Consider the following 18,921-nt stretch of genomic DNA (forward strand, 5'->3'; position numbering starts at 1 on the left):
ATGCAGGTCGCAGTCCTCGGCACCGGTTCGGTGGGTCGCGCGATCGCCCCACGACTGGCTGAGCTCGGGCATTCCGTCCGCCTCGGGACCCGCGACCCCGCGGCCACCCGGGCCCGCGACGGCTGGACGGAGCTGCCGGGCGTCGAGCTCGTCACCTTCGCCGAGGCCGCCACGGGTGCCGAGCTCGTCGTGCACGCCGGCAACGGACTGGCCGCGCTCGACCTGCTGGGGCAGGCCGGCGACCTCGCCGGCACCGTGCTGCTCGACATCTCCAACCCGCTCGACTTCTCCGCCGGGTTCCCGCCCACGCTGGCCGTCAAGGACACCGACTCGCTGGCCGAGCAGCTGCAGCGCGCGTTCCCCGACACCCGCGTGGTCAAGTCGCTCAACACCCTGACCGCCGAGCTGATGGTCCACCCCGACCGGCTGCCCGAGCCGACGACCGTGTTCGTCAGCGGCGACGACGCCGACGCCAAGCGGCTGGTGACAGGTCTGCTCACCCAGCTCGGTCACCGCGACGTGATCGACCTCGGCGGGATCGAGACCGCGCGGGGCACCGAGATGTGGCTGCCGCTGTGGCTGCGGCTGATGGGCGCCCTCGGGACGGCGGAGTTCAACCTCAAGGTGGTGCGACCGTCGTGATGTACCCCGAGGTCCGCGCCGCGGTGGCAGCGGACGCCGGAGGCGGCCTCGGCGCGCCCGGCTTCGACCTCGCCGCGCACCGCGAGGAGGCCCGGCTCGCCAACCTGCGCCTGCCACGCGAGGACGTCTCGTCCGTGGAGGACGTCGACGCCGACGGGGTGCGGTGCCGGCTCTACCTGCCTGCCGACCCCGTGCCTGGTCTCGTCGTGCACGCGCACGGCGGCGGCTTCGTGCTCAACGACATCGACGTCCACGACGGCATCTCCCGGCGCATGGCCAACCGGGGTCGCCGCGCGGTGCTGAGCGTGGACTACCGCCGACCGCCCGAGCACCCGTTCCCCGCAGCGCCCGACGACCTCGACACGGTCGTCGGCTGGCTGCGCCGCGAGGGCCCGCCCGGGCCGTACGCCGCCCACGGCGACTCGGCCGGCGCCAACCTCGCCCTGGTCGCCGCCCTGCGCAACCCCGGCTTCTTCAGCGCGGTCGCGCTCGTCTACCCCTTCCTCGACCCGCGCGCCGGCTACCCGTCGTGGCGGCAGGGGGAGGAGTCGGGCTTCGACCCGGCCGAGGCGACCTGGTACTGGGAGCAGTACGCCCGCACCGGGGCCGACTACGACGACCCCGACCTCGCGCCGCTGCTCTCCGACCGACTCCACACCCTGCCGCCCACCTTCGTCGCCACCGCGGAGGCCGACCCGCTGCGCGACGAGGGGGAGGAGCTCGCCCGGCGGATTGCCGAGGCGGGCGTCGAGGTCGTTGGCATCCGCTGCCTGGGCCAGACCCACGGCTTCTGGCGGCACGCGACGTTCACCGCCTCCGAGCCGCTGGTGCGCCAGGTGGCCGGCTGGCTTGACCAGCACCTCACGGCGAGCTGAGCGGCGGCGGCCTGGCGAACGGATCCGCGCACGTCGGGAGAGGGCCCGTCCGCGGAGTACACTGGCAGAGCCGCCCGACTCACCTCCGAGCCGACGGATGGTCTGCAGGGCTCGTACGAGCGCCTCTCTGTGTGCCTCACTTCCAGCGCACCGAGAGAGTCCCCGTGCTCACGTCATCCGACTTCGCCCAGTCCATCGCCGAGGCAGCGCGGACCCTCTACAAACCCCGCAGCCTCGACGAGACCATGCAGACCATCGTCGAGGTGGCCTGCAACTCCGTGCCGGGGTTCGACCACGCAGGCATCTCCACGGTCGAGAAGCAGGGCACGATCGAGACCGAGGCATGCACGAGCGACCTCGTCCTGCGGCTCGATGCCGTGCAGTACGCGCTGCGCGAAGGCCCGTGCTCCGCGGTGCTCCAGGGCACCGACGCGGTGTCCGTGTCGATCCTCGACCACGAACAGCGATGGCCCCGGTACGTGCCCCAAGCCCTCGAGGCAGGTGTCCGGTCCCAGATGGCGGTCAAGCTCTACCTCGACGAGAACACCCTGGGTGGCATCAGCTTCTACTCCACGATCTCCGACGCGGTGACTGGTGACGCACGGGCGCTCGCTGGGCTGTTCGCCACCCACGCAGCCATTGCGCTCGGACACGCGCAGGAGCGCGCAGGTCTCACCGAGGGACTGCAGACGCGCCGTGTCATCGGCCAGGCCATCGGGATCCTCATGGCGCGCTACGAGATGAACGAGGACCGCGCCTTCGCCTTCCTGGTCCGTGCCTCGTCGCACCGGAACATCAAGCTGCGCGCCATCGCACAGGAACTCGTGGACGAGGCGAACGCGCCGTAGTCCCCTCGGTCCCGCCCGTCCGCCTCTGCCAAACTCCTCCCCATGCGCGTACACCTGGGCTCCGACCACGCCGGCCTCGAGCTGAAGGACCACCTCCTGATGTGGCTGGTCGACCACGGCTACGAGGCCGTCGACCACGGACCGTTCGTCTACGACGCCCTCGACGACTACCCCTGCTTCTGCCTCCGGGCGGCCGAGGGAGTGGCCGCCGACCGCGCCGAGGGCCTCGACAGCCTCGGGGTGGTGATCGGCGGCTCCGGCAACGGGGAGCAGATCGCGGCCAACAAGGTCGAGGGCATCCGGTGCGCGCTCGCCTGGTCGGACGAGACCGCGGCGCTGGCCCGCGAGCACAACGACGCCAACGTCGTCTCCGTCGGCGGGCGGATGCACCCGGTCGAGGACATGACCCGCTTCGTCGAGGTCTTCCTCTCCACGGACTTCTCCGGCGACGAGCGCCACGTGCGTCGCATCGGCCAGCTCTCCACCTACGACGAGACGGGGGAGCTGCCGCCGCTGCCGGAGTCCGCCCTACGCGGCCCCGGCACCGACGCGTCCCGCGACCGCACGGATGCCTGAGGGCCACACCCTTCGCAAGCTGGCCGACGACCTCACCGCCGCGTTCGCGGGCCGCAGGGTCCGGGTGTCGTCGCCGCAGGGCCGCTTCGCCGCCGACGCCGAGCAGCTCGACCGGTCACTGGTCATCGGCGCCGACTCCGCCGGCAAGCACCTCTTCCTCGAGCACGAGGGCGACCGCTTCGTTCACGTCCACCTCGGCCTGATCGGCCAGTTCGACGTCCACACGGGGGTCGAGGGCGGCGCGGACGGGGTGCCCGACCCGGTCGGCGCGGTGCGGCTGCGGATGGTCACGCTCGACGACCCGACGGACCCGCTCCCGACGGCGTACGCCGACCTGCGCGGCGCCATCATCTGCGACCTGGTCGGCGCCGCCCGGCGCGCCGAGGTCCTCGGCCGCCTCGGGCCCGACCCGCTGCGACCCGACGCCGACCCCGACCTGGCCTGGCGGCGCATCTCGGCGAGCCCGCGCGCCATCGGCGACCTCCTGATGGACCAGAAGGTCCTCGCCGGTGTCGGCAACGTCTACCGCGCCGAGGTGCTCTTCCGGCACCGCATCCACCCGTTGCGCCCCGGCAACACGCTGCGCAGCAGCCAGTGGCGGGCGATGTGGGCCGACCTCGTCGCGCTCATGGCCGAGGGCGTGCGCACCGGACGGATCGACACCGTGCGCCCCGAGCACACGCCCGAGGCGATGGGTCGGGCGCCCCGCAAGGACGACCACGGGGGCGAGGTCTACGTCTACCGGCGTACGTCGTTGCCCTGCCTGGTGTGCGGCACGACCGTGCGAACGGGGGAGCTGGCGGGACGCAACTCGTTCTGGTGCCCCAAATGTCAGCCGAAGTTCCGGTCGCGGGCCCTACGATCTCCCACCAAGGGGACTGGGAGAGCAGGAGGGGCTCGAGCATGAGTTCTCCATCGCTCCGTGCAGCCGCGACCCGGCTGGTCCCGCGGGGGTCGCGCACCCTGGTGCTGCTCGTCGTCGCGACGCTGCTGATCGGCGTCGCCATCTGGCTGTTCGACCGGTACGTCCCTCTCGTGACCCTGCTGGTGCCGATGGTGCTGTCGAGCCTGGTGCTCGGTCCGCGACAGCTGCCGTGGTTCGTGCTCTTCGTGCTCCTCGTCCTGGCCCTGGTCGTGCCGAGCCAGGACATCAACGTCCGCATCGCCCTCACCGTCGCCATCATCTTCAGCCTCGGGTTCGTGGTGCTGCTGTCCTCCTTCCGCCGCTCGCGCCTCGGGGTGGCCGGCATCCAGGGCGAGATGATGTTCGTCGACCTGCGTGACCGGATCCTGCGCCAGGGCGGGATCCCAGACCTGCCCGCGGAGTGGTACGCCGCCAGCGAGCTGCGGTCGGCCGGGGGCACCCCGTTCGCGGGCGACTTCGTCGTCGCCTCGCGCGTCGAAGGTCGTCTCGAGGTGGCGGTCGTCGACGTCTCCGGGAAGGGACAGGGCGCCGGCACCCGCGCCCTCCTGCTGTGCGGGGCCCTGGGCGGGCTGCTGAGCGCGCTGCCGCCCAGCGAGTTCCTCGACGGCGCCAACCGGTTCCTGCTCCAGCAGGACTGGGACGAGGGGTTCGCCACCGCGATCCACCTCTCGCTCGACCTCACGACCGGCCACTACGACATCCGCAGCGCCGGCCACCCGCCGGCCGCCCTGCGCCACGCCGGGTCGGGCCGGTGGGAGGTGCTCGAGTCCGAGGGACCCGTCCTGGGTCTCGTCGACGGGGCCACCTTCTCCGCGGTCTCGGGGGAGATCCGCCGCGGCGACGCGCTCCTGCTCTACACCGACGGCATGGTCGAGACCCGCAACCGTGACATCGCCCTCGGCATCGACCGGATGCTCGGGCAGGCCGAACGGCTGCTGCGCGGCGAGTTCGAGGGCGGCGCCACCCGGCTCGTCGAGGCGCTCGGCTCCCGCAACGACGACCGCGCGCTGCTCCTGGTGCACCGGCGCTGAGCCGGGTTGGGGCGCACGCTCGCGCGTGTGGCACCATGACTCCCGCACCGGCGGGACACCTCGCCGGGACGCGCGCGGATGTAGCTCAATGGTAGAGCCCCAGTCTTCCAAACTGGCTACGCGGGTTCGATTCCCGTCATCCGCTCCAGACAGGCTGCGAGTGCCCCACGCAGGGGCGTCGGAGTCCGTTTGGCGGGGCGTAGCGTAGTGGCTAGCGCGCCTGCTTTGGGAGCAGGAGACCGCAGGTTCGAGTCCTGTCGCCCCGACCCTCTGGCCCCACCCGTCACGCAGTCCCCGCGCCTCGAACGGCAGGCCAGGGCGTGATTCGGCCTGTGCCCGTGCCCTCGATAGACTGGCGCGGTTTGCGGTCGCCGGGCCCCGTGCCCTGGCAGTGCCGCTCCTTTCCCCGTGTGGTCACCCACATACCTTCAGCATCAGGAGACATTTGTGAAGAGCGCCGTCGAGACCTTGAGCCCCACCCGGGCCAAGCTGACCGTCGAGGTGCCCTTCGAGGAGCTCAAGCCGAGCCTCGACGCGGCGTACCAGAAGATCGCGAAGCAGATCAACGTCCCCGGCTTCCGCCGCGGCAAGGTCCCGCCGGCGGTCATCGACCGCCAGGTCGGCCGTGGTCCGGTCCTCGACGAGGCGATCAACGCCGTCGTCCCGCAGCAGTACATGGCTGCGCTGCAGGAGCACGACCTCGAGCCGCTGGCCCAGCCGGAGATCGAGGTGACGAAGTTCGAGGACAACGAGTCCCTCGAGTTCACCGCCGAGGTCGACGTCAAGCCCGACTTCGAGCTGCCCTCCTATGACGGCCTCGAGGCGAGCGTCGACGACGTCGAGATCAGCGACGCCGACGTCGACGAGCAGGTCGAGGCGCTGCGTGAGCGCTTCGGCACCCTCGTGCCGGTCGAGCGCGCGGCCGCCGACGGCGACTTCGTCACCATCGACCTGGTCGCCTCCAAGGACGGCGAGACCGTCGAGGGCGGCGAGGTCACCGGCATGTCCTACAAGGTCGGCCGCGGCGGCATGATCGACGGCCTCGACGAGGCCCTGGTCGGCCTCTCCGCCGGCGGCGACGCGACGTTCGACTCCGAGCTCGCCGGTGGCGACCTGGTGGGCGAGCCCGTCCAGGTCACCGTCACGGTGACGGCCGTGCAGGAGCAGCAGCTCCCCGAGTACGACGACGAGTTCGCCCAGCTCGCCTCCGAGTTCGACACCGTCGAGGAGCTCACCGCCGACGTGCGCGAGCGCCTGGGTCGTGGCAAGCGCCTCGAGCAGGCCGCCGCCGCCCGCGACGCGGTCCTCGAGGCCCTGCTCGAGAAGGTCTCCATCCCGCTCCCCGAGGTCATGGTCACCGACGAGCTCAACGCCCGTCGCCAGAACGTCGAGCAGCAGCTGGCGATGGCCGGCATCACCATGGAGAAGTACCTCGAGGACGAGGGCCAGACCCAGGAGGAGTTCGAGGCCGACCTCGACCGCCGGGTCCGCGACGCCGTCGCCGCCCAGTTCATCCTCGACAAGATCGCGAAGAAGGAGGAGTTCGGCATCGACCAGGCCGAGCTCTCCGAGCACCTCGTGCGGCGTGCCCAGCAGTCCGGGCAGGACCCGCAGGAGTTCGCCAACCACATGTTCGAGCACAACCACATCCCCGAGCTCGTGCAGGAGATCCTGCGCGGCAAGGCGCTCGCGACGATCGTCGAGGCGGCGACCGTCAAGGACGCCTCGGGCAACGTGGTCGAGCTGAAGAACCTGCGTCCCGACGGCACCATCGGTGAGCCCGTCGAGGAGAGCACCGAGGAGAGCGCCGAGGCGAGCGCGGACGAGAGCACCGACGAGTCCGACGAGGCAGACGAGGCCGAGAAGGCCTGACCCGCTCCGCTCCACGACCGGCGTCCACCCCTCCCGGGTGGGCGCCGGTCGTCGTCTAGCCGGGCTCGGTGTCGGCGAGCACGTCGAGGGCGTAGCGGGCGATCGCCGCCCGCTGGCGCGACCAGTGGTCGAGGGCGTCGGTGTCCGGGTCGTCGAGCCGCTCGAGCGGCAGGCTCGGCAGGCCGTTGAACAGCATCAGGCTCACCGCGTGGCCGCGCCGCACCTCCTCCAGCGGGACCTCGAGCCCCTCGTCGGCGAGCCCGGCGGCGTACGACGCCACGCACGCGGCCGCGCGCTCGGGCAGGTCGTCGGCGTCCTGCCGCCCGATCTGGATGTCGCCTACCAGCAGCTGGGACAGGTCGAACCCGACCGGCTGGGACCGCCAGAAGCCGAAGTCGATCAGCGTGAAGCCCGGCTGGCCGGCGCGGCGCAGCAGGTTGTTGGGGCAGGCGTCGCCGTGCGCGGCCAGGTGGCGCGACGCGGCGAACTCCTGAGCCAGGACGTCGAGGTGGCGGGCGGCCGCCAGCAGGCCGTCGCGGAGGCCGCCGAAGTGCTCGGCGACGGCGGGGTGGCGCCACGTGGCCTCGTCGTGCAGGCCGGGGAGCACGGTGAAGGCCAACCGACCGGCGACGAAGCTGTCGATGTGCCAGGGCTGCGGGTCGATGTCCGCCAGTGCGGCGACCGCCCGGCTGGCGGACAGCCGGCCGAGCAGGCGGGCCGCGCGGACGCTGTCGTCGGGGCCCCACGGCACCGGGCCGGCGTCGGCAGCCTCCATCCAGATGACGGCGGTCTCGTCGGGGCGCTCCTCGACCCGCAGCCCCCGGGGCATCGAGAGCCCCTCGGGAAGCCGCTCACGCAGGTCGGAGCCGTAGACCAGCGGCTCGGCGCGCCACGGGAGCGACGCGGCCGCCCACTCGCCGATCTCGGGCGGTACGCCGGCGAAGGCGGGGGAGTGCCGCCAGTTGTGCACCCGCTTGACGAACAACGTGAACTCCCGGCCCTCGCCGTCGGGGCCGGTGTCCGCCCCGGCGGTGGCACGGCCACGGACCCACGTCCGGGCGCCGGTGAGGATCGACGGGACGTCGTAGGCGACGGGCTCGGCCGTGGAGTCGTGCAACCGCACCGTCGGTACGTCCCACAGGTCGGCGACCATCGCCTCGAGCTCGGCGTCGCTGACGTCGTCGGCGCCGAGCACCTCACGCCGGTCGACCCCGGGCGACAGCGTGAAAGTTGCTTTCATGATCATAGAAGGTAAGTTGCTTTCATGACTCGCGTCAAGAGGCTCCCGGCCGCCCGGCCGCACCTGCCGATGCTGATGGGCATGGTGTTCGCCCAGCTGCGCGAGCGCCTCGCCGTCGAGGCGCCGGACCTGCGGCCGTCCCAGCTGCGCGTCCTGGAGTGGCTCCCGGCGGACGGGCTGACCATCAGCGAGCTCGCCGAGTGCGCCGAGATGACGACGCAGGGGTGCGGGCAGTTCGTCCGCCAGCTCGAGGCGCTCGGGATGGTGGAGGTGTCGGTGGCCGACCACGACGCCCGCGCCCGCGTCGTACGCATCACCGCTGCCGGGCGCGACGCCCTCGCCCGCTCCGCGGCGGTGCTGGCTGCCTGCGACGAGGCGTGGGCCGCGCAGGTGGGTCCGGAGCGGTGGCGGGTGTTCCGCGAGGTGCTGGAGGAGGTCGCGCTCGACTGAGCGTGCCGGGCCCGAATCCGCTGTGGGCGAACAGGGTGGGTCAGCGCGTGGAAGTGTCCGTCCTTCCGGCTAGTGTCGCCAGCGTGAACCAGAACTCCAGCCCAGCCCTCTCGCCCGAGATGAACGGCGCCGGTGGGATGTATGGCCTCGACGACCACATCTACCAGCGACTCCTCCGTGAGCGCATCGTCTTCCTCGGCTCGGAGGTGCGCGACCAGAACGCCAACGCGATCTGCGCGCAGCTCCTCCTGCTCTCCGCGGAGGACCCGGAGGCAGACATCTTCCTCCACATCAACAGCCCCGGCGGCTCGGTCGACGCCGGCATGGCGATCTACGACACGATGAACTACATCCCCAACGACGTGGCGACGGTGGGCATGGGCCTGGCGGCCTCGATGGGCCAGTTCCTGCTCTGTGCCGGCACCAAGGGCAAGCGCTACGCCCTGCCGCACGCCCGCATCATGATGCACCAGCCCTCCTCGGGCATGGGTGGCTCCGCCTCCGACATCAAGATCCAGGCCCAGCAGTCGTTGCACATCAAGAAGGTGCTGCTCGACCTGATCGCCGACCACACCGGCCAGACTGTCGAGCAGGTCGTCGCCGACGCCGACCGTGACCGGTGGTTCACCGCCGACCAGGCCGTCGACTACGGCCTGGTCGACAAGGTCGTCACCAACGCCCGCGAAGCCGCCGACGAGGGCCGCCCGGCCCGGACCAAGGACTGACACATGAACTACTACATCCCGCAGTGGGAAGAGCGGACCTCCTACGGTTTCCGCCGCATCGATCCCTACGCCAAGCTGTTCGAGGAGCGCATCATCTACCTCGGCACGCCGATCAGCGACGACGTGGCCAACGCGGTCATCGCCCAGCTGATGTGCCTGGAGACGATGAACCCCGACACCGACATCAGCATCTACATCAACAGCCCCGGTGGCTCGTTCACCGCGCTCACCGCGATCTACGACACGATGCGCTTCATCAAGCCCGACGTGCAGACGGTGTGCCTGGGGCAGGCGGCCTCGGCGGCGGCGATCCTGCTGGGCGCCGGTGCCAAGGGCAAGCGGATGGCGCTGCCCAACAGCCGCATCCTGATCCACCAGCCCTACACCGAGGGCACCTTCGGCCAGACCTCCGACATCGAGATCCAGGCCAACGAGATCCTCCGCATGCGCGAGCTGCTCGAGCAGATGATCGCCGACTCCTCGGGCAAGTCCATCGACCAGGTCAGCGCCGACATCGAGCGGGACAAGATCCTGACCGCCGAGCAGGCGGTCGAGTACGGACTGATCGACGCGGTCATCGAGTCCCGCAAGGGAGCCCCGGCCCTCGCGGGACGGTGAGCCGAGGCCGCGAAATGATGGTCGACGACATCCCGTGTCCGGCCCCCGACGGGGGCCGGCCCGGGGTACCGTCGTACGGCCCACTGCAAGGCAGCTCAGCGCAAGGTGTGGAGTGCCGGGGCCTTTCCCGGTGAGACTGGAGGACACGACTCGTGGCACGTATCGGTGACGGTGGCGACCTGCTCAAGTGCAATTTCTGCGGAAAGAGCCAGAAGCAGGTCAAGAAGCTCATCGCTGGCCCCAACGTCTACATCTGCGATGAGTGCATCGAGCTGTGCAACGAGATCATCGAGGAGGAGCTGGCCGAGGGTGCCGAGGTCAGCCTCGAGGAGCTGCCCAAGCCCCGCGAGATCTTCGAGTTCCTCAACTCCTACGTGATCGGCCAGGAGCACGCCAAGAAGTCCCTCGCCGTCGCGGTCTACAACCACTACAAGCGCGTCCAGGCCGGCCTCCAGCCCGTCAGCGGCAAGGCGAAGGACGACGTGGTCGAGGTCGCGAAGTCCAACATCCTGGTGATCGGGCCCACGGGCTGTGGCAAGACCTACCTCGCGCAGACCCTCGCGCGGATGCTCAACGTCCCCTTCGCGATCGCGGACGCCACGGCGCTGACCGAGGCCGGCTACGTCGGCGAGGACGTCGAGAACATCCTCCTCAAGCTCATCCAGGCCGCCGACTACGACGTCAAGAAGGCCGAGACGGGCATCATCTACATCGACGAGATCGACAAGGTGGCCCGCAAGTCGGAGAACCCCTCGATCACGCGCGACGTCTCCGGTGAGGGCGTCCAGCAGGCCCTGCTCAAGATGCTGGAGGGCACGACCGCGTCGGTGCCTCCGCAGGGCGGTCGCAAGCACCCGCACCAGGAGTTCATCCAGATCGACACCACCAACATCCTCTTCATCGTGGGTGGTGCCTTCGCCGGGCTCGAGCAGATCATCGAGCAGCGGGTGGGCAAGAAGTCGCTGGGCTTCACCGCCGAGGTGCGCGGTGCCGCCGAGCGCGAGTCCGACGACCTGCTCGGACAGGTGCGTCCCGAGGACCTCACCAAGTTCGGCCTGATCCCCGAGTTCATCGGTCGCCTGCCGCTGATCGCCAGCGTGAACAAGCTCGACCGCGAGGCGCTCGTCCAGATCCTCACCGAGCCGCGCAACGCGCTCGTCAAGCAGTACCAGAAGCTCTTCGACCTCGACGGCGTCGAGCTCGAGTTCACCGACGACGCCATCGACTCGATCGCCGAGGCGGCCCTCGAGCGCGGCACCGGCGCCCGCGGCCTGCGCGCGATCATCGAGGAGGTCCTCCTCTACGTGATGTACGACGTCCCGTCGCGGGGCGACGTCGCCAAGGTGATCGTCACCCGGGAGGTCGTCGAGGACGACGTCGCCCCGACCCTCATCCCGCGCGAGGCCGAGGGCCGCAAGAAGAAGTCCGCCTGACCCCTGGTCCGACATGACCATGACGGTCTAGTCATTTCGGACTATTCCGGGCCATCGACGCTGGACATGCGTCATGACCCGGAGAGACTGGCGTCTCGTCAGCATGTGGGAAGGGGACCCCGTGGGGGTTGACCAGAAGCGGCCGCTCGTCGGTTTCGCTCTCGTGGCAGTGCTGTGCGCCGTCCTCATGTTCGTCTCGGTCGGCCGCGGCTTCGGGCTCACCGACCTCGTCCACCCCGGCCGGCCCATCTCCGCGCCGGTCGAGCGCACCCCGTCCGAGCGCCCCGCCGGCCCGGCACGGAAGGACGTCCCTGCCGCCGTCTCCGCCGCGATCCCCGCCGAGCTGAGCGCCCAGCCGCTCRCCGCCGTCGTCGCTGCAACCTCCGCCGAGAAGGCCGCCACGAAGGGGTCCGAGGCCTCCGGCGGTTCCGGGTCGTCCGCCACGGACGACTCCGCGAGCGGCCACGAGGACGCTTCCGACGACGCCGACGACCAGTCCACCGACGACCAGGGCACCGACCCCGGCTCCACGGACGACAGCTCCACGGACGACAGCAGCACCACGACGATCGACCGCGACGCCGAGCGCGACGCGGCGAAGGCCCAGCGCGAGGCCGAGCGTGAGGCAGCCAAGGCCCAGCGCGAGGCCGAGCGCGACGCAGCCAAGGCAGAGCGCGACGCAGCGAAGGCGCAGCGGGACGCCGAGCGTGACGCGGTGAAGGCGCAGCGGGACGCCGAGCGTGACGCTGCCAAGGCGCAGCGGGACGCCGAGCGCGACGCTGCCAAGGCCCAGCGCGACGCCGAGCGCGACGCTGCCAAGGCCCAGCAGGAGGCCGAGCGCGACGCAGCCAAGGCCCAGCGCGACGCCGAGCGCGACGCTGCCAAGGCCCAGCGCGACGCGGCGAAGGCGCAGCGGGACGCCGAGCGGGAGGCCGCCCAGGCCGCCCAAGCCGCCACGCACGCGGGCGATGCCCCCGGCAACAGCGGCAACGCCGGTAACGGCAACAACGGCAACGGCAACGGCAACGGCCACGGGAAGGGCTGACGCCCCCGGTTTCTAGCCCGGACGCACGAATCCCCCTCACGCACCGCTGACGGCGCGTGAGGGGGATCGGCTTCTTCTCAGTCCTCGGTGGGCGCGAGCTCCGCGGCGGTCACCCGCAGCTCGGTGGCGGACTCGTCGGTGACGAAGTCCAGGTCCCCGACGATGGTGCCGACGGCCCGCAGGTCGTCCTGCGCCTGCTGGGCGGCTTCCACCAGGGAGGCCGGGCCGGTGATCTCGACGCGGGAGAGCGGGGCGCGCATCTTCGCCTTGGCCTGCGACTTGGCGCCGCGGATGCCGGTCAGCGCAGCGGCCACCGCGTCGAGGACCAGGGGTTGCGAGGCAGCAGCCGAGCCGAGGTCGGCGGCGGTGGGCCACGAGGCGTGGTGGATGGAGCCGTCCTGCCACCACGACCAGACCTCCTCGGTGGCGTAGGGCAGGAACGGTGCGAGCAGCCGGAGCTGGACGTGCAGCGCGATGGCCAGGGTGGCGCGCGCGGAGTCGGTGCCGGCGCCGCCCTCGGCGTCGTACGCGCGCTCCTTGACCAGCTCGAGGTAGTCGTCGCAGAACTCCCAGAAGAACTTCTCGGTGACCTCGAGCGCGGTCGTGTAGTCGTAGGCGTCGAAGGCCTCGGTCGCCCGGCGGACGACGACCTCGAGCCGGCCCAGCAGGGCGCAGTCGACCGGGGCGCTGACGACGGCCGGGCTGAGCTCGACGGCGCCGACGTTGCCGAGGACGAACTTCGAGGCGTTGAGGACCTTCATCGCCAGGCGTCGGCCGACCTTCATCTGCGACTCGTCGAAGGGGGAGTCCATGCCGGGACGGCCGATGGCGGCGCGCCAGCGGACGGCGTCGGCGCCGTACTTGTCGAGGATGTCGGTCGGGACGACGACGTTGCCCTTGGACTTCGACATCTTCTTGCGGTCGGGGTCGACGATGAAGCCGGAGATCATCGCGTGCGACCACGGGACGACGCCGTTCTCGAAGTCGGCACGGACCACGCGCGAGAACAGCCAGGTGCGGATGATGTCGTGCGCCTGGGTGGCGAGGTCGTAGGGGAAGACCCGGGAGAACAGGTCGTCGTCGACCTCCCACATGCCCGCGATCTGCGGGGTCAGCGAGGACGTCGCCCACGTGTCCATCACGTCGGGATCGCCGACGAAGCCGCCGGGCTTGCCCCGCTGGTCCTCGGTGTAGCCGCCGGGCGCCTGCGTCGACGGGTCGACGGGAAGCTGGTCCTCGCTCGGCATCAGCGGGTGGTCGTGGTCGGGCTCGCCGTCGGCGTCGAGGGGGTACCAGACCGGGAACGGGATGCCGAAGAACCGCTGGCGCGAGATCAGCCAGTCGCCGTTGAGGCCGCCGACCCAGTTGTCGTAGCGGTGCTTCATGTGGGTGGGGATCCAGGTGATCTCCTCGCCGCGGACCAGCATCTCCTTGCGGAGCGCCGCGTCCTTGCCGCCGTTCTTGATGTACCACTGGCGGGTGGCGACGATCTCGAGCGGCTTGTCGCCCTTCTCGTAGAAGTTCGCCATGCGCTGGGTCGCCTTGGGCTCGCCGTCGAGGTCACCCGACTCGCGGAGCATCGCGACGATCGCCTCGCGGGCGCTGAAGGTCGTCTTGCCGGCCATCTCGGCGTACGCCGTCGCGGCGGGCTCGGCGGCGAGCCACTCGGGCGTCTCGCGGACCAGGCGCCCGTCGCGTCCGACGACCGTGCGGACCGGAAGGCTCAGCTCGCGCCACCACATCACGTCGGTGAGGTCACCGAAGGTGCAGCACATCGCGATGCCGGCGCCCTTGTCGGGCTCGGCGGCGTGGTGGGCGACGACCGGGATCTCGACCCCGAAGACCGGCGACGTGACCGTCGTGCCGAAGACGTCCTGGTAGCGCTCGTCGTCGGGGTGGGCGATCAGCGCGACCACGCTCGGGATCAGCTCGGGACGCGTGGTCTCGATGTGGATCGGGCTGCCGTCCGGCTTGTGGAAGGCCACGCGGTGGTAGGCACCCGGGTAGTCGCGCGCCTCGAGCTCGGCCTGCGCGACGGCGGTCTGGAACGTGACGTCCCACAGCGTCGGCGCCTCGGAGAGGTAGGCCTCGCCGCGGGCGAAGTTGCGCAGGAACGCCCGCTGGCTGACGGTGCGCGAGTGGTCACCGATGGTCGTGTAGGTCGGGTTCCACTGGACCGACAGGCCGAGCTGGCGCCACAGCGCCTCGAAGGCCTTCTCGTCCTCGATGACGAGCTGCTCGCACAGCTCGATGAAGTTGGGCCGGCTGATGGCGACCTGTCGCTTGGGGTCCGGCTTCTCCGGCGGGGTGAAGTCGGCCTCGTAGGGCAGGGTCGGGTCGCAGCGGACGCCGAAGTAGTTCTGCACGCGGCGCTCGGTCGGCAGGCCGTTGTCGTCCCAGCCGATCGGGTAGAAGACGGCCTTGCCCTGCATGCGCTGGTAGCGCGCGATGAGGTCGGGGTGGCTGTAGGAGTAGACGTGGCCGACGTGCAGCGAGCCGCTGACGGTCGGCGGGGGCGTGTCGATGGAGTAGACGTTCTCCCGCGGCTGGGTGCGGTCGAAGGCGTAGGTGTCGTTGTCGGCCCACGCCCGGGACCACTTCTCCTCCAGGCCCTCCAGGGCCGGTCGCTCCGGTACGACGACGGCACGCGTGTCGGTGCTCGGTGTCGTCGGGCCGGCCTCCGGGGCCTGGGTGCTGGGGTTCTCAGTCATGCTCCGAGTCTATTGACGGGCCTCCGGCCTGCGAAAACGAGTATCGACCCAGCGTGCGGTGGGCCTAGCGTGCGGCCATGGACGACGACCTCACGCTGGAGTTCTTCGACACCCCGCAGCCCTTCCTCGACGCGGCCGGCGAGCTGCTGGCGGCCGACCCCGTGCTGGGCAGCGTCATCGCGAGCGTGAGCCAGCGGACCGCCCGCGAGCTCGCGGACGGCCGGGACTCGTGGGCCGAGGTCGACGCGCCCTTCGAGCGGTGGTGGGTCGTGGTCCGGGACGGGTCCGGCGAGGTCGTGAGCGCGGTGATGAGGACCGCTCCGTTCAAGCCCCACCCGTCGTTCTCGATGCCGCTGTCCGATCCCGCCGCACGTGCGCTCGCCGCTGCCCTCCGCGAGCGCGGGGAGGTCCTGGGCGGCGCCAACGGTGCCCTCCCGGGCGCCGCCGTGCTGGCCCGGTCGACGGCCGAGCTGGTCGGGGGAGAGGTCGTCGCTGACAAGGCGACCCGCCTGTGGGAGGCCACGTCCGTCGAGGTGCCGCCCGCCCCCGAGGGCCGGCTGCGGCAGGCGACGGAGGACGACGCCGGGCTCGTGCTCGCGTGGTTCGAGGCGTTCCACGCCGAGGCCGACGAGCAGGCCGGCCGCGAGCCGGACCCGGCGTCGGGCGAGCACAACACGATCGACAGCGTGCTGGTGCGCATCCGCGAGGGCGTCGAGTGGCTGTGGGAGCTCCCCGACGGCACGGTCGCCCACCTGACCGGCTCCGGGCTGCCGGCCTACGGCGTCGGCCGGATCGGTCCGGTCTACACGCCCAAGGAGTTCCGCGGCCGTGGCATCGCGTCGTACGTCGTCGGGGAGCTCACGCGCCGCGGCCTCGAGGCGGGCCACCGCATGTGCCTGTTCACCGACCGGGCGAACCCGACCTCCAACAAGATCTATGCGGGGCTGGGCTACGAGCCGACTGTCGACATGGCCGAGCACCTCGTCACCGTCCCCGGGACGCCCTAGTCTCGGCGGATGCGGCGGAGCCTGGCCCTCACCCTGTCCCTGGTGGTCGTCGCCACCGCCTCCTCGCCGGTGCTGGCCGGCTCGGCGCCCGCGGCGCAGGCACCGGACCGCTCCGCACGCGTCCACGCCGTCGGCGGCTGCGAGCTCTTCCCCGCCGACAACCCGTGGAACAGGCGCATCGACCGGCGGCCGGTGTGGAGGTCGTCGTCGGCGATCGTCCGCAAGCAGGTGGCGGGCCACGACCTGCACCTCGACCTCGGAACCACCGAGGCGTACTACGGCATCCCGGTCAACGTCGTCGACGAGGACCAGCCGCTGCTGCCGCTGCAGTTCGGCACCGACGGCGAGGACTACCGCGACGAGAGCGACCGCGGTCCGGTCTTCGTGCCGGCCGGGGCGGCGATCGAGGGCGGCAGCGCCGGCGACCCCGACCCGGACGAGGGTGACCGGCACGTGATCACGGTCCGCCGCGACACCTGCGACCTCGTCGAGCTGTACGCCGCCGAGCGGGTGCGCGACGCCTCGGGCGCGGTCGTCGCCTGGCGGGCCGCGTCGGCCGCCCGCTGGGACCTGTCCTCGAACCGGCTGCGTCCCGCCGGCTGGACCTCGGCCGACGCCGCCGGCCTGCCGATCCTCCCCGGGCTGCTGTCCTACGAGGAGGCGGCGTCCGGGCGGATCACCCACGCCCTGCGCTTCACGCTCCCGTCCGCCCGCTCCGCGTACACGTGGCCGGCCCGCCACTGCGGTCCGAGCGGCAACACGGCGCGCGACCTGCCGGCGTACGGCCTCCGATTCCGGCTCGCGAGGTCCTTCCCGGCCCGGCGCTACACCGGCGTCGCCCGCACGATCGTCGTGGCGATGAAGAAGTACGGACTCGTCTACGCCGACCAGGGCTCGTCGATGTTCGTCACCGGGACGTCCGACCCGCGCTGGGCCGATGCGCTCGACCAGTTCCGCGCACGACCGGTCGAAGGGGAGTCGCTCGAGGTCGTGAAGCCGTGGCGGCGGGTCGTCACCTGCTGACCCCGGTCAATAGACTCGGGGCGCCATGACTGATGCCCCTGATGCCCCGCGCCTGGCGCAGACCTTCGACGAGGTCGAGGACGCCCTGCTGTCCCGCTGGCCCGAGACCAAGCTCGAGCCCAGCCTCGACCGGATCCTGGCGTTCACCGAGCTGCTCGGCGAGCCCCAGCGCTCCTTCCGCTCGATCCACCTCACCGGCACCAACGGCAAGACCAGCACCAGCCGGATGATCGAGACGCTGCTGCGCGCGCTCGACCTGCGCACCGGGCGCTTCACCTCCCCGCACCTCGAGCGGATGAGCGAGCGGATCAGCATCGACGGCGAGCCGCTGGACGACGAGGCGTTCGTCCGCGCCTTCAACGACGTCGCCCCCTACACCCACCTCGTCGACGCCGAGCAGGACCACCCGCTCAGCTTCTTCGAGACGATCGTCGGGATGGCCTACGCCGCGTTCGCCGACGCCCCGGTCGACGTCGCCGTGGTCGAGGTCGGGATGGGCGGCAGCTGGGACGCCACCAACGTGATCGACGCCGACGTCGCCGTGGTGCTGCCGATCGCCGTCGACCACGCCAAGTACCTCGGCGACGACGCCGTGACCATCGCGGCCGAGAAGGCCGGGATCATCAAGCCCGGCTCCTTCGTCGTGCTGGCCGAGCAGACGCCCGAGGTCGCCGCGGTCCTGCTGGCGAAGGCGACCGAGGTCGGCGCCACCATCGCCCGCGAGGGCATGGAGTTCGGTGTCGTGTCCCGCACGCCCGCCGTCGGCGGCCAGGTGATCTCGCTCCAGGGCCTTCGCGGGCACTACGACGACGTGTTCCTGCCGCTCTACGGCGCCCACCAGGCGCAGAACGCCGCCGTGGCGCTGGCCGCCGTCGAGGCGTTCGGCAGCGGTGAGCTCGACGACGACCTGGTCCGGGCCGCTTTCGCGGAGGTGACCTCGCCCGGTCGTCTGGAGATCATCCGGCGCAGCCCCACGATCCTGCTCGACGCCGCGCACAACCCGCACGGGGCCGAGGCCGCGGCGGCGGCGCTGGAGGACTCGTTCTCGTTCAGCCCGCTGGTCGGGGTGATGGGCGTGATGGAGGACAAGGACCACGAAGGCCTGCTCGCCGCCTTCGAGCCGTACCTCGAGCACCTCGTGTGCACCCAGAACTCCACCCCGCGCTCCATGTCGGCCGCCGCGCTCGGCCGCGCCGCTGCAGAGGTCTTCGGCGAGGACCGCGTCAGCGTCGTGCCCGACCTGGCCGACGCGATCGACCGGGCCGCGACGCTGGCCGAGGCGGGAGAGGCCATCACCGTCTCGATCGGCGCCGGTGCGGTGTTCATCACCGGCTCGGTGGTCACCGTGGGCGAGGCACGCTCCCTGCTGAAGGGCCGCCGATGAGCGACCAGGCCCCGAGCCCGGCCGACGGCCCGGTGCCCACCAACACGGAGCGCTCGCCGCGGCGTGGCATGGCCGCTGCCGTGCTGAGCCTCGAGGCGATCACCCTCGGCCTGACCACGCCGGTGATGATCACCATCGCCGACGTCCCGGCCGGCACCGCGGTGGCCGTCGGCCTCGGGCTCGCGGTCGTGTGCCTGCTGCTGGCCGGCATGCTGCGGGCCGAGTGGGCCTACGTCGCGGGCTACCTCGTGCAGGTCGCCGCCATCGCTCTGGGCTTCGTCGTCCCCGTGATGTTCGGCCTCGGCCTCGTCTTCGCCGCGCTCTGGACGGCCGCGGACCAGCTCGGTCGCAAGATCGAGCGCGAGCGTGCCGCCGCCTGGGCGGCCTACCGCGCGGAGCAGGGCTAGCCCGCATCCAGCGGTCTCTCGCCTGCTGCACGCCACCATGCGGGCACGCTGGCTGCGTTGTCGAGCACTCGACGGGCCTGGCGGCCCGCCTTCGGCCCTCCGCCTTGCC

18 protein-coding genes and 2 tRNA genes are annotated in these 18,921 nt (G+C 71.5%); 18 read left to right on the top strand and 2 right to left on the bottom strand.

The window, feature by feature from the left end:
* The 9 genes from ACXJKB_RS02375 to tig all read left to right on the top strand — a co-directional run bounded on the left by ACXJKB_RS02375 (position 1) and on the right by tig (position 6,769).
* Positions 1–642: an NADPH-dependent F420 reductase gene (locus ACXJKB_RS02375; RefSeq protein WP_457185049.1), complete on the top strand. Its 642-nt coding sequence runs from the start codon at positions 1–3 to the stop codon at positions 640–642.
* A complete protein-coding gene (locus ACXJKB_RS02380) occupies positions 642–1,517 on the top strand; it encodes an alpha/beta hydrolase (protein WP_457185267.1) in 876 nt (291 codons plus the stop codon). The genes ACXJKB_RS02375 and ACXJKB_RS02380 overlap by 1 nt, the downstream gene beginning before the upstream one ends.
* 164 nt (positions 1,518–1,681) lie before the next feature.
* Complete coding sequence (locus ACXJKB_RS02385) at positions 1,682–2,365, top strand: GAF and ANTAR domain-containing protein (protein WP_457185051.1); 684 nt, start codon at positions 1,682–1,684, stop codon at positions 2,363–2,365.
* A 42-nt stretch (positions 2,366–2,407) separates the two neighbouring features.
* Entirely contained in the window at positions 2,408–2,941 is a 534-nt protein-coding gene (locus ACXJKB_RS02390) for a ribose-5-phosphate isomerase (protein ID WP_457185053.1), read from the top strand.
* Positions 2,934–3,848 (top strand): Fpg/Nei family DNA glycosylase, encoded by a 915-nt coding sequence (locus ACXJKB_RS02395; RefSeq protein WP_457185055.1) that lies wholly within the window; start codon positions 2,934–2,936, stop codon positions 3,846–3,848. The genes ACXJKB_RS02390 and ACXJKB_RS02395 overlap by 8 nt, the downstream gene beginning before the upstream one ends.
* Positions 3,845–4,897 carry a PP2C family protein-serine/threonine phosphatase gene (locus tag ACXJKB_RS02400; RefSeq protein WP_457185058.1) on the top strand — a complete coding sequence of 351 codons (1,053 nt, stop codon included), beginning with the start codon at positions 3,845–3,847 and terminating at the stop codon, positions 4,895–4,897. Before ACXJKB_RS02395 ends, ACXJKB_RS02400 begins: the two co-directional genes overlap by 4 nt.
* 74 nt (positions 4,898–4,971) lie before the next feature.
* Positions 4,972–5,045, top strand: a tRNA-Gly gene (locus tag ACXJKB_RS02405).
* Positions 5,046–5,090: 45 nt separating this feature from the next.
* Positions 5,091–5,163, top strand: a tRNA-Pro gene (locus ACXJKB_RS02410).
* Between the two features lie 181 nt (positions 5,164–5,344).
* Positions 5,345–6,769 carry a trigger factor gene (gene tig, locus ACXJKB_RS02415; protein ID WP_457185059.1) on the top strand — a complete coding sequence of 475 codons (1,425 nt, stop codon included), beginning with the start codon at positions 5,345–5,347 and terminating at the stop codon, positions 6,767–6,769.
* 55 nt (positions 6,770–6,824) lie between these two features.
* Here tig and ACXJKB_RS02420 read toward each other — a convergent pair whose 3' ends face one another.
* Positions 6,825–8,009 (bottom strand): phosphotransferase, encoded by a 1,185-nt coding sequence (locus ACXJKB_RS02420; protein ID WP_457185061.1) that lies wholly within the window; start codon positions 8,007–8,009, stop codon positions 6,825–6,827.
* Between the two features lie 24 nt (positions 8,010–8,033).
* On the opposite strand from ACXJKB_RS02420, the gene ACXJKB_RS02425 reads away from it, so the two are divergent.
* The 5 genes from ACXJKB_RS02425 (at position 8,034) to ACXJKB_RS02445 (ending at position 12,280) form a co-directional block, all read left to right on the top strand.
* Positions 8,034–8,459, top strand: coding sequence for a MarR family winged helix-turn-helix transcriptional regulator (locus tag ACXJKB_RS02425; protein ID WP_457185063.1), 426 nt, complete (start codon positions 8,034–8,036; stop codon positions 8,457–8,459).
* A gap of 119 nt (positions 8,460–8,578) precedes the next feature.
* Entirely contained in the window at positions 8,579–9,184 is a 606-nt protein-coding gene (locus tag ACXJKB_RS02430) for an ATP-dependent Clp protease proteolytic subunit (RefSeq protein ID WP_457185269.1), read from the top strand.
* A 3-nt stretch (positions 9,185–9,187) separates the two neighbouring features.
* Positions 9,188–9,802 (top strand): ATP-dependent Clp protease proteolytic subunit, encoded by a 615-nt coding sequence (locus tag ACXJKB_RS02435; RefSeq protein WP_457185065.1) that lies wholly within the window; start codon positions 9,188–9,190, stop codon positions 9,800–9,802.
* 152 nt (positions 9,803–9,954) lie between these two features.
* Positions 9,955–11,235: an ATP-dependent Clp protease ATP-binding subunit ClpX gene (clpX, locus tag ACXJKB_RS02440; protein ID WP_457185067.1), complete on the top strand. Its 1,281-nt coding sequence runs from the start codon at positions 9,955–9,957 to the stop codon at positions 11,233–11,235.
* 121 nt (positions 11,236–11,356) lie between these two features.
* Positions 11,357–12,280 carry a hypothetical protein gene (locus tag ACXJKB_RS02445; protein WP_457185069.1) on the top strand — a complete coding sequence of 308 codons (924 nt, stop codon included), beginning with the start codon at positions 11,357–11,359 and terminating at the stop codon, positions 12,278–12,280.
* 77 nt (positions 12,281–12,357) lie between these two features.
* Here the strand turns inward: ACXJKB_RS02445 and valS are convergent, their stop codons facing one another.
* Positions 12,358–14,991, bottom strand: a complete 2,634-nt coding sequence (valS, locus tag ACXJKB_RS02450) for a valine--tRNA ligase (protein ID WP_457185071.1) — start codon at positions 14,989–14,991, stop codon at positions 12,358–12,360.
* Positions 14,992–15,068: 77 nt separating this feature from the next.
* On the opposite strand from valS, the gene ACXJKB_RS02455 reads away from it, so the two are divergent.
* Genes ACXJKB_RS02455 through ACXJKB_RS02470 form a run of 4 tightly spaced genes read left to right on the top strand, consistent with a single transcriptional unit; the run spans position 15,069 to position 18,812 of the window.
* The gene (locus tag ACXJKB_RS02455) at positions 15,069–15,998 is read left to right on the top strand and encodes a GNAT family N-acetyltransferase (protein ID WP_457185073.1); all 930 of its coding nucleotides are present in this window, start codon (positions 15,069–15,071) and stop codon (positions 15,996–15,998) included.
* Between the two features lie 9 nt (positions 15,999–16,007).
* The gene (locus ACXJKB_RS02460; protein ID WP_457185075.1) at positions 16,008–17,021 is read left to right on the top strand and encodes a hypothetical protein; all 1,014 of its coding nucleotides are present in this window, start codon (positions 16,008–16,010) and stop codon (positions 17,019–17,021) included.
* Between the two features lie 25 nt (positions 17,022–17,046).
* Entirely contained in the window at positions 17,047–18,405 is a 1,359-nt protein-coding gene (gene folC, locus ACXJKB_RS02465; protein WP_457185077.1) for a bifunctional tetrahydrofolate synthase/dihydrofolate synthase, read from the top strand.
* Positions 18,402–18,812, top strand: coding sequence for a DUF4233 domain-containing protein (locus ACXJKB_RS02470; protein WP_457185079.1), 411 nt, complete (start codon positions 18,402–18,404; stop codon positions 18,810–18,812). Before folC ends, ACXJKB_RS02470 begins: the two co-directional genes overlap by 4 nt.
* The last annotated feature ends 109 nt before the right edge of the window (positions 18,813–18,921 follow it).

Source organism: Nocardioides sp. P5_E3 (assembly GCF_054049275.1).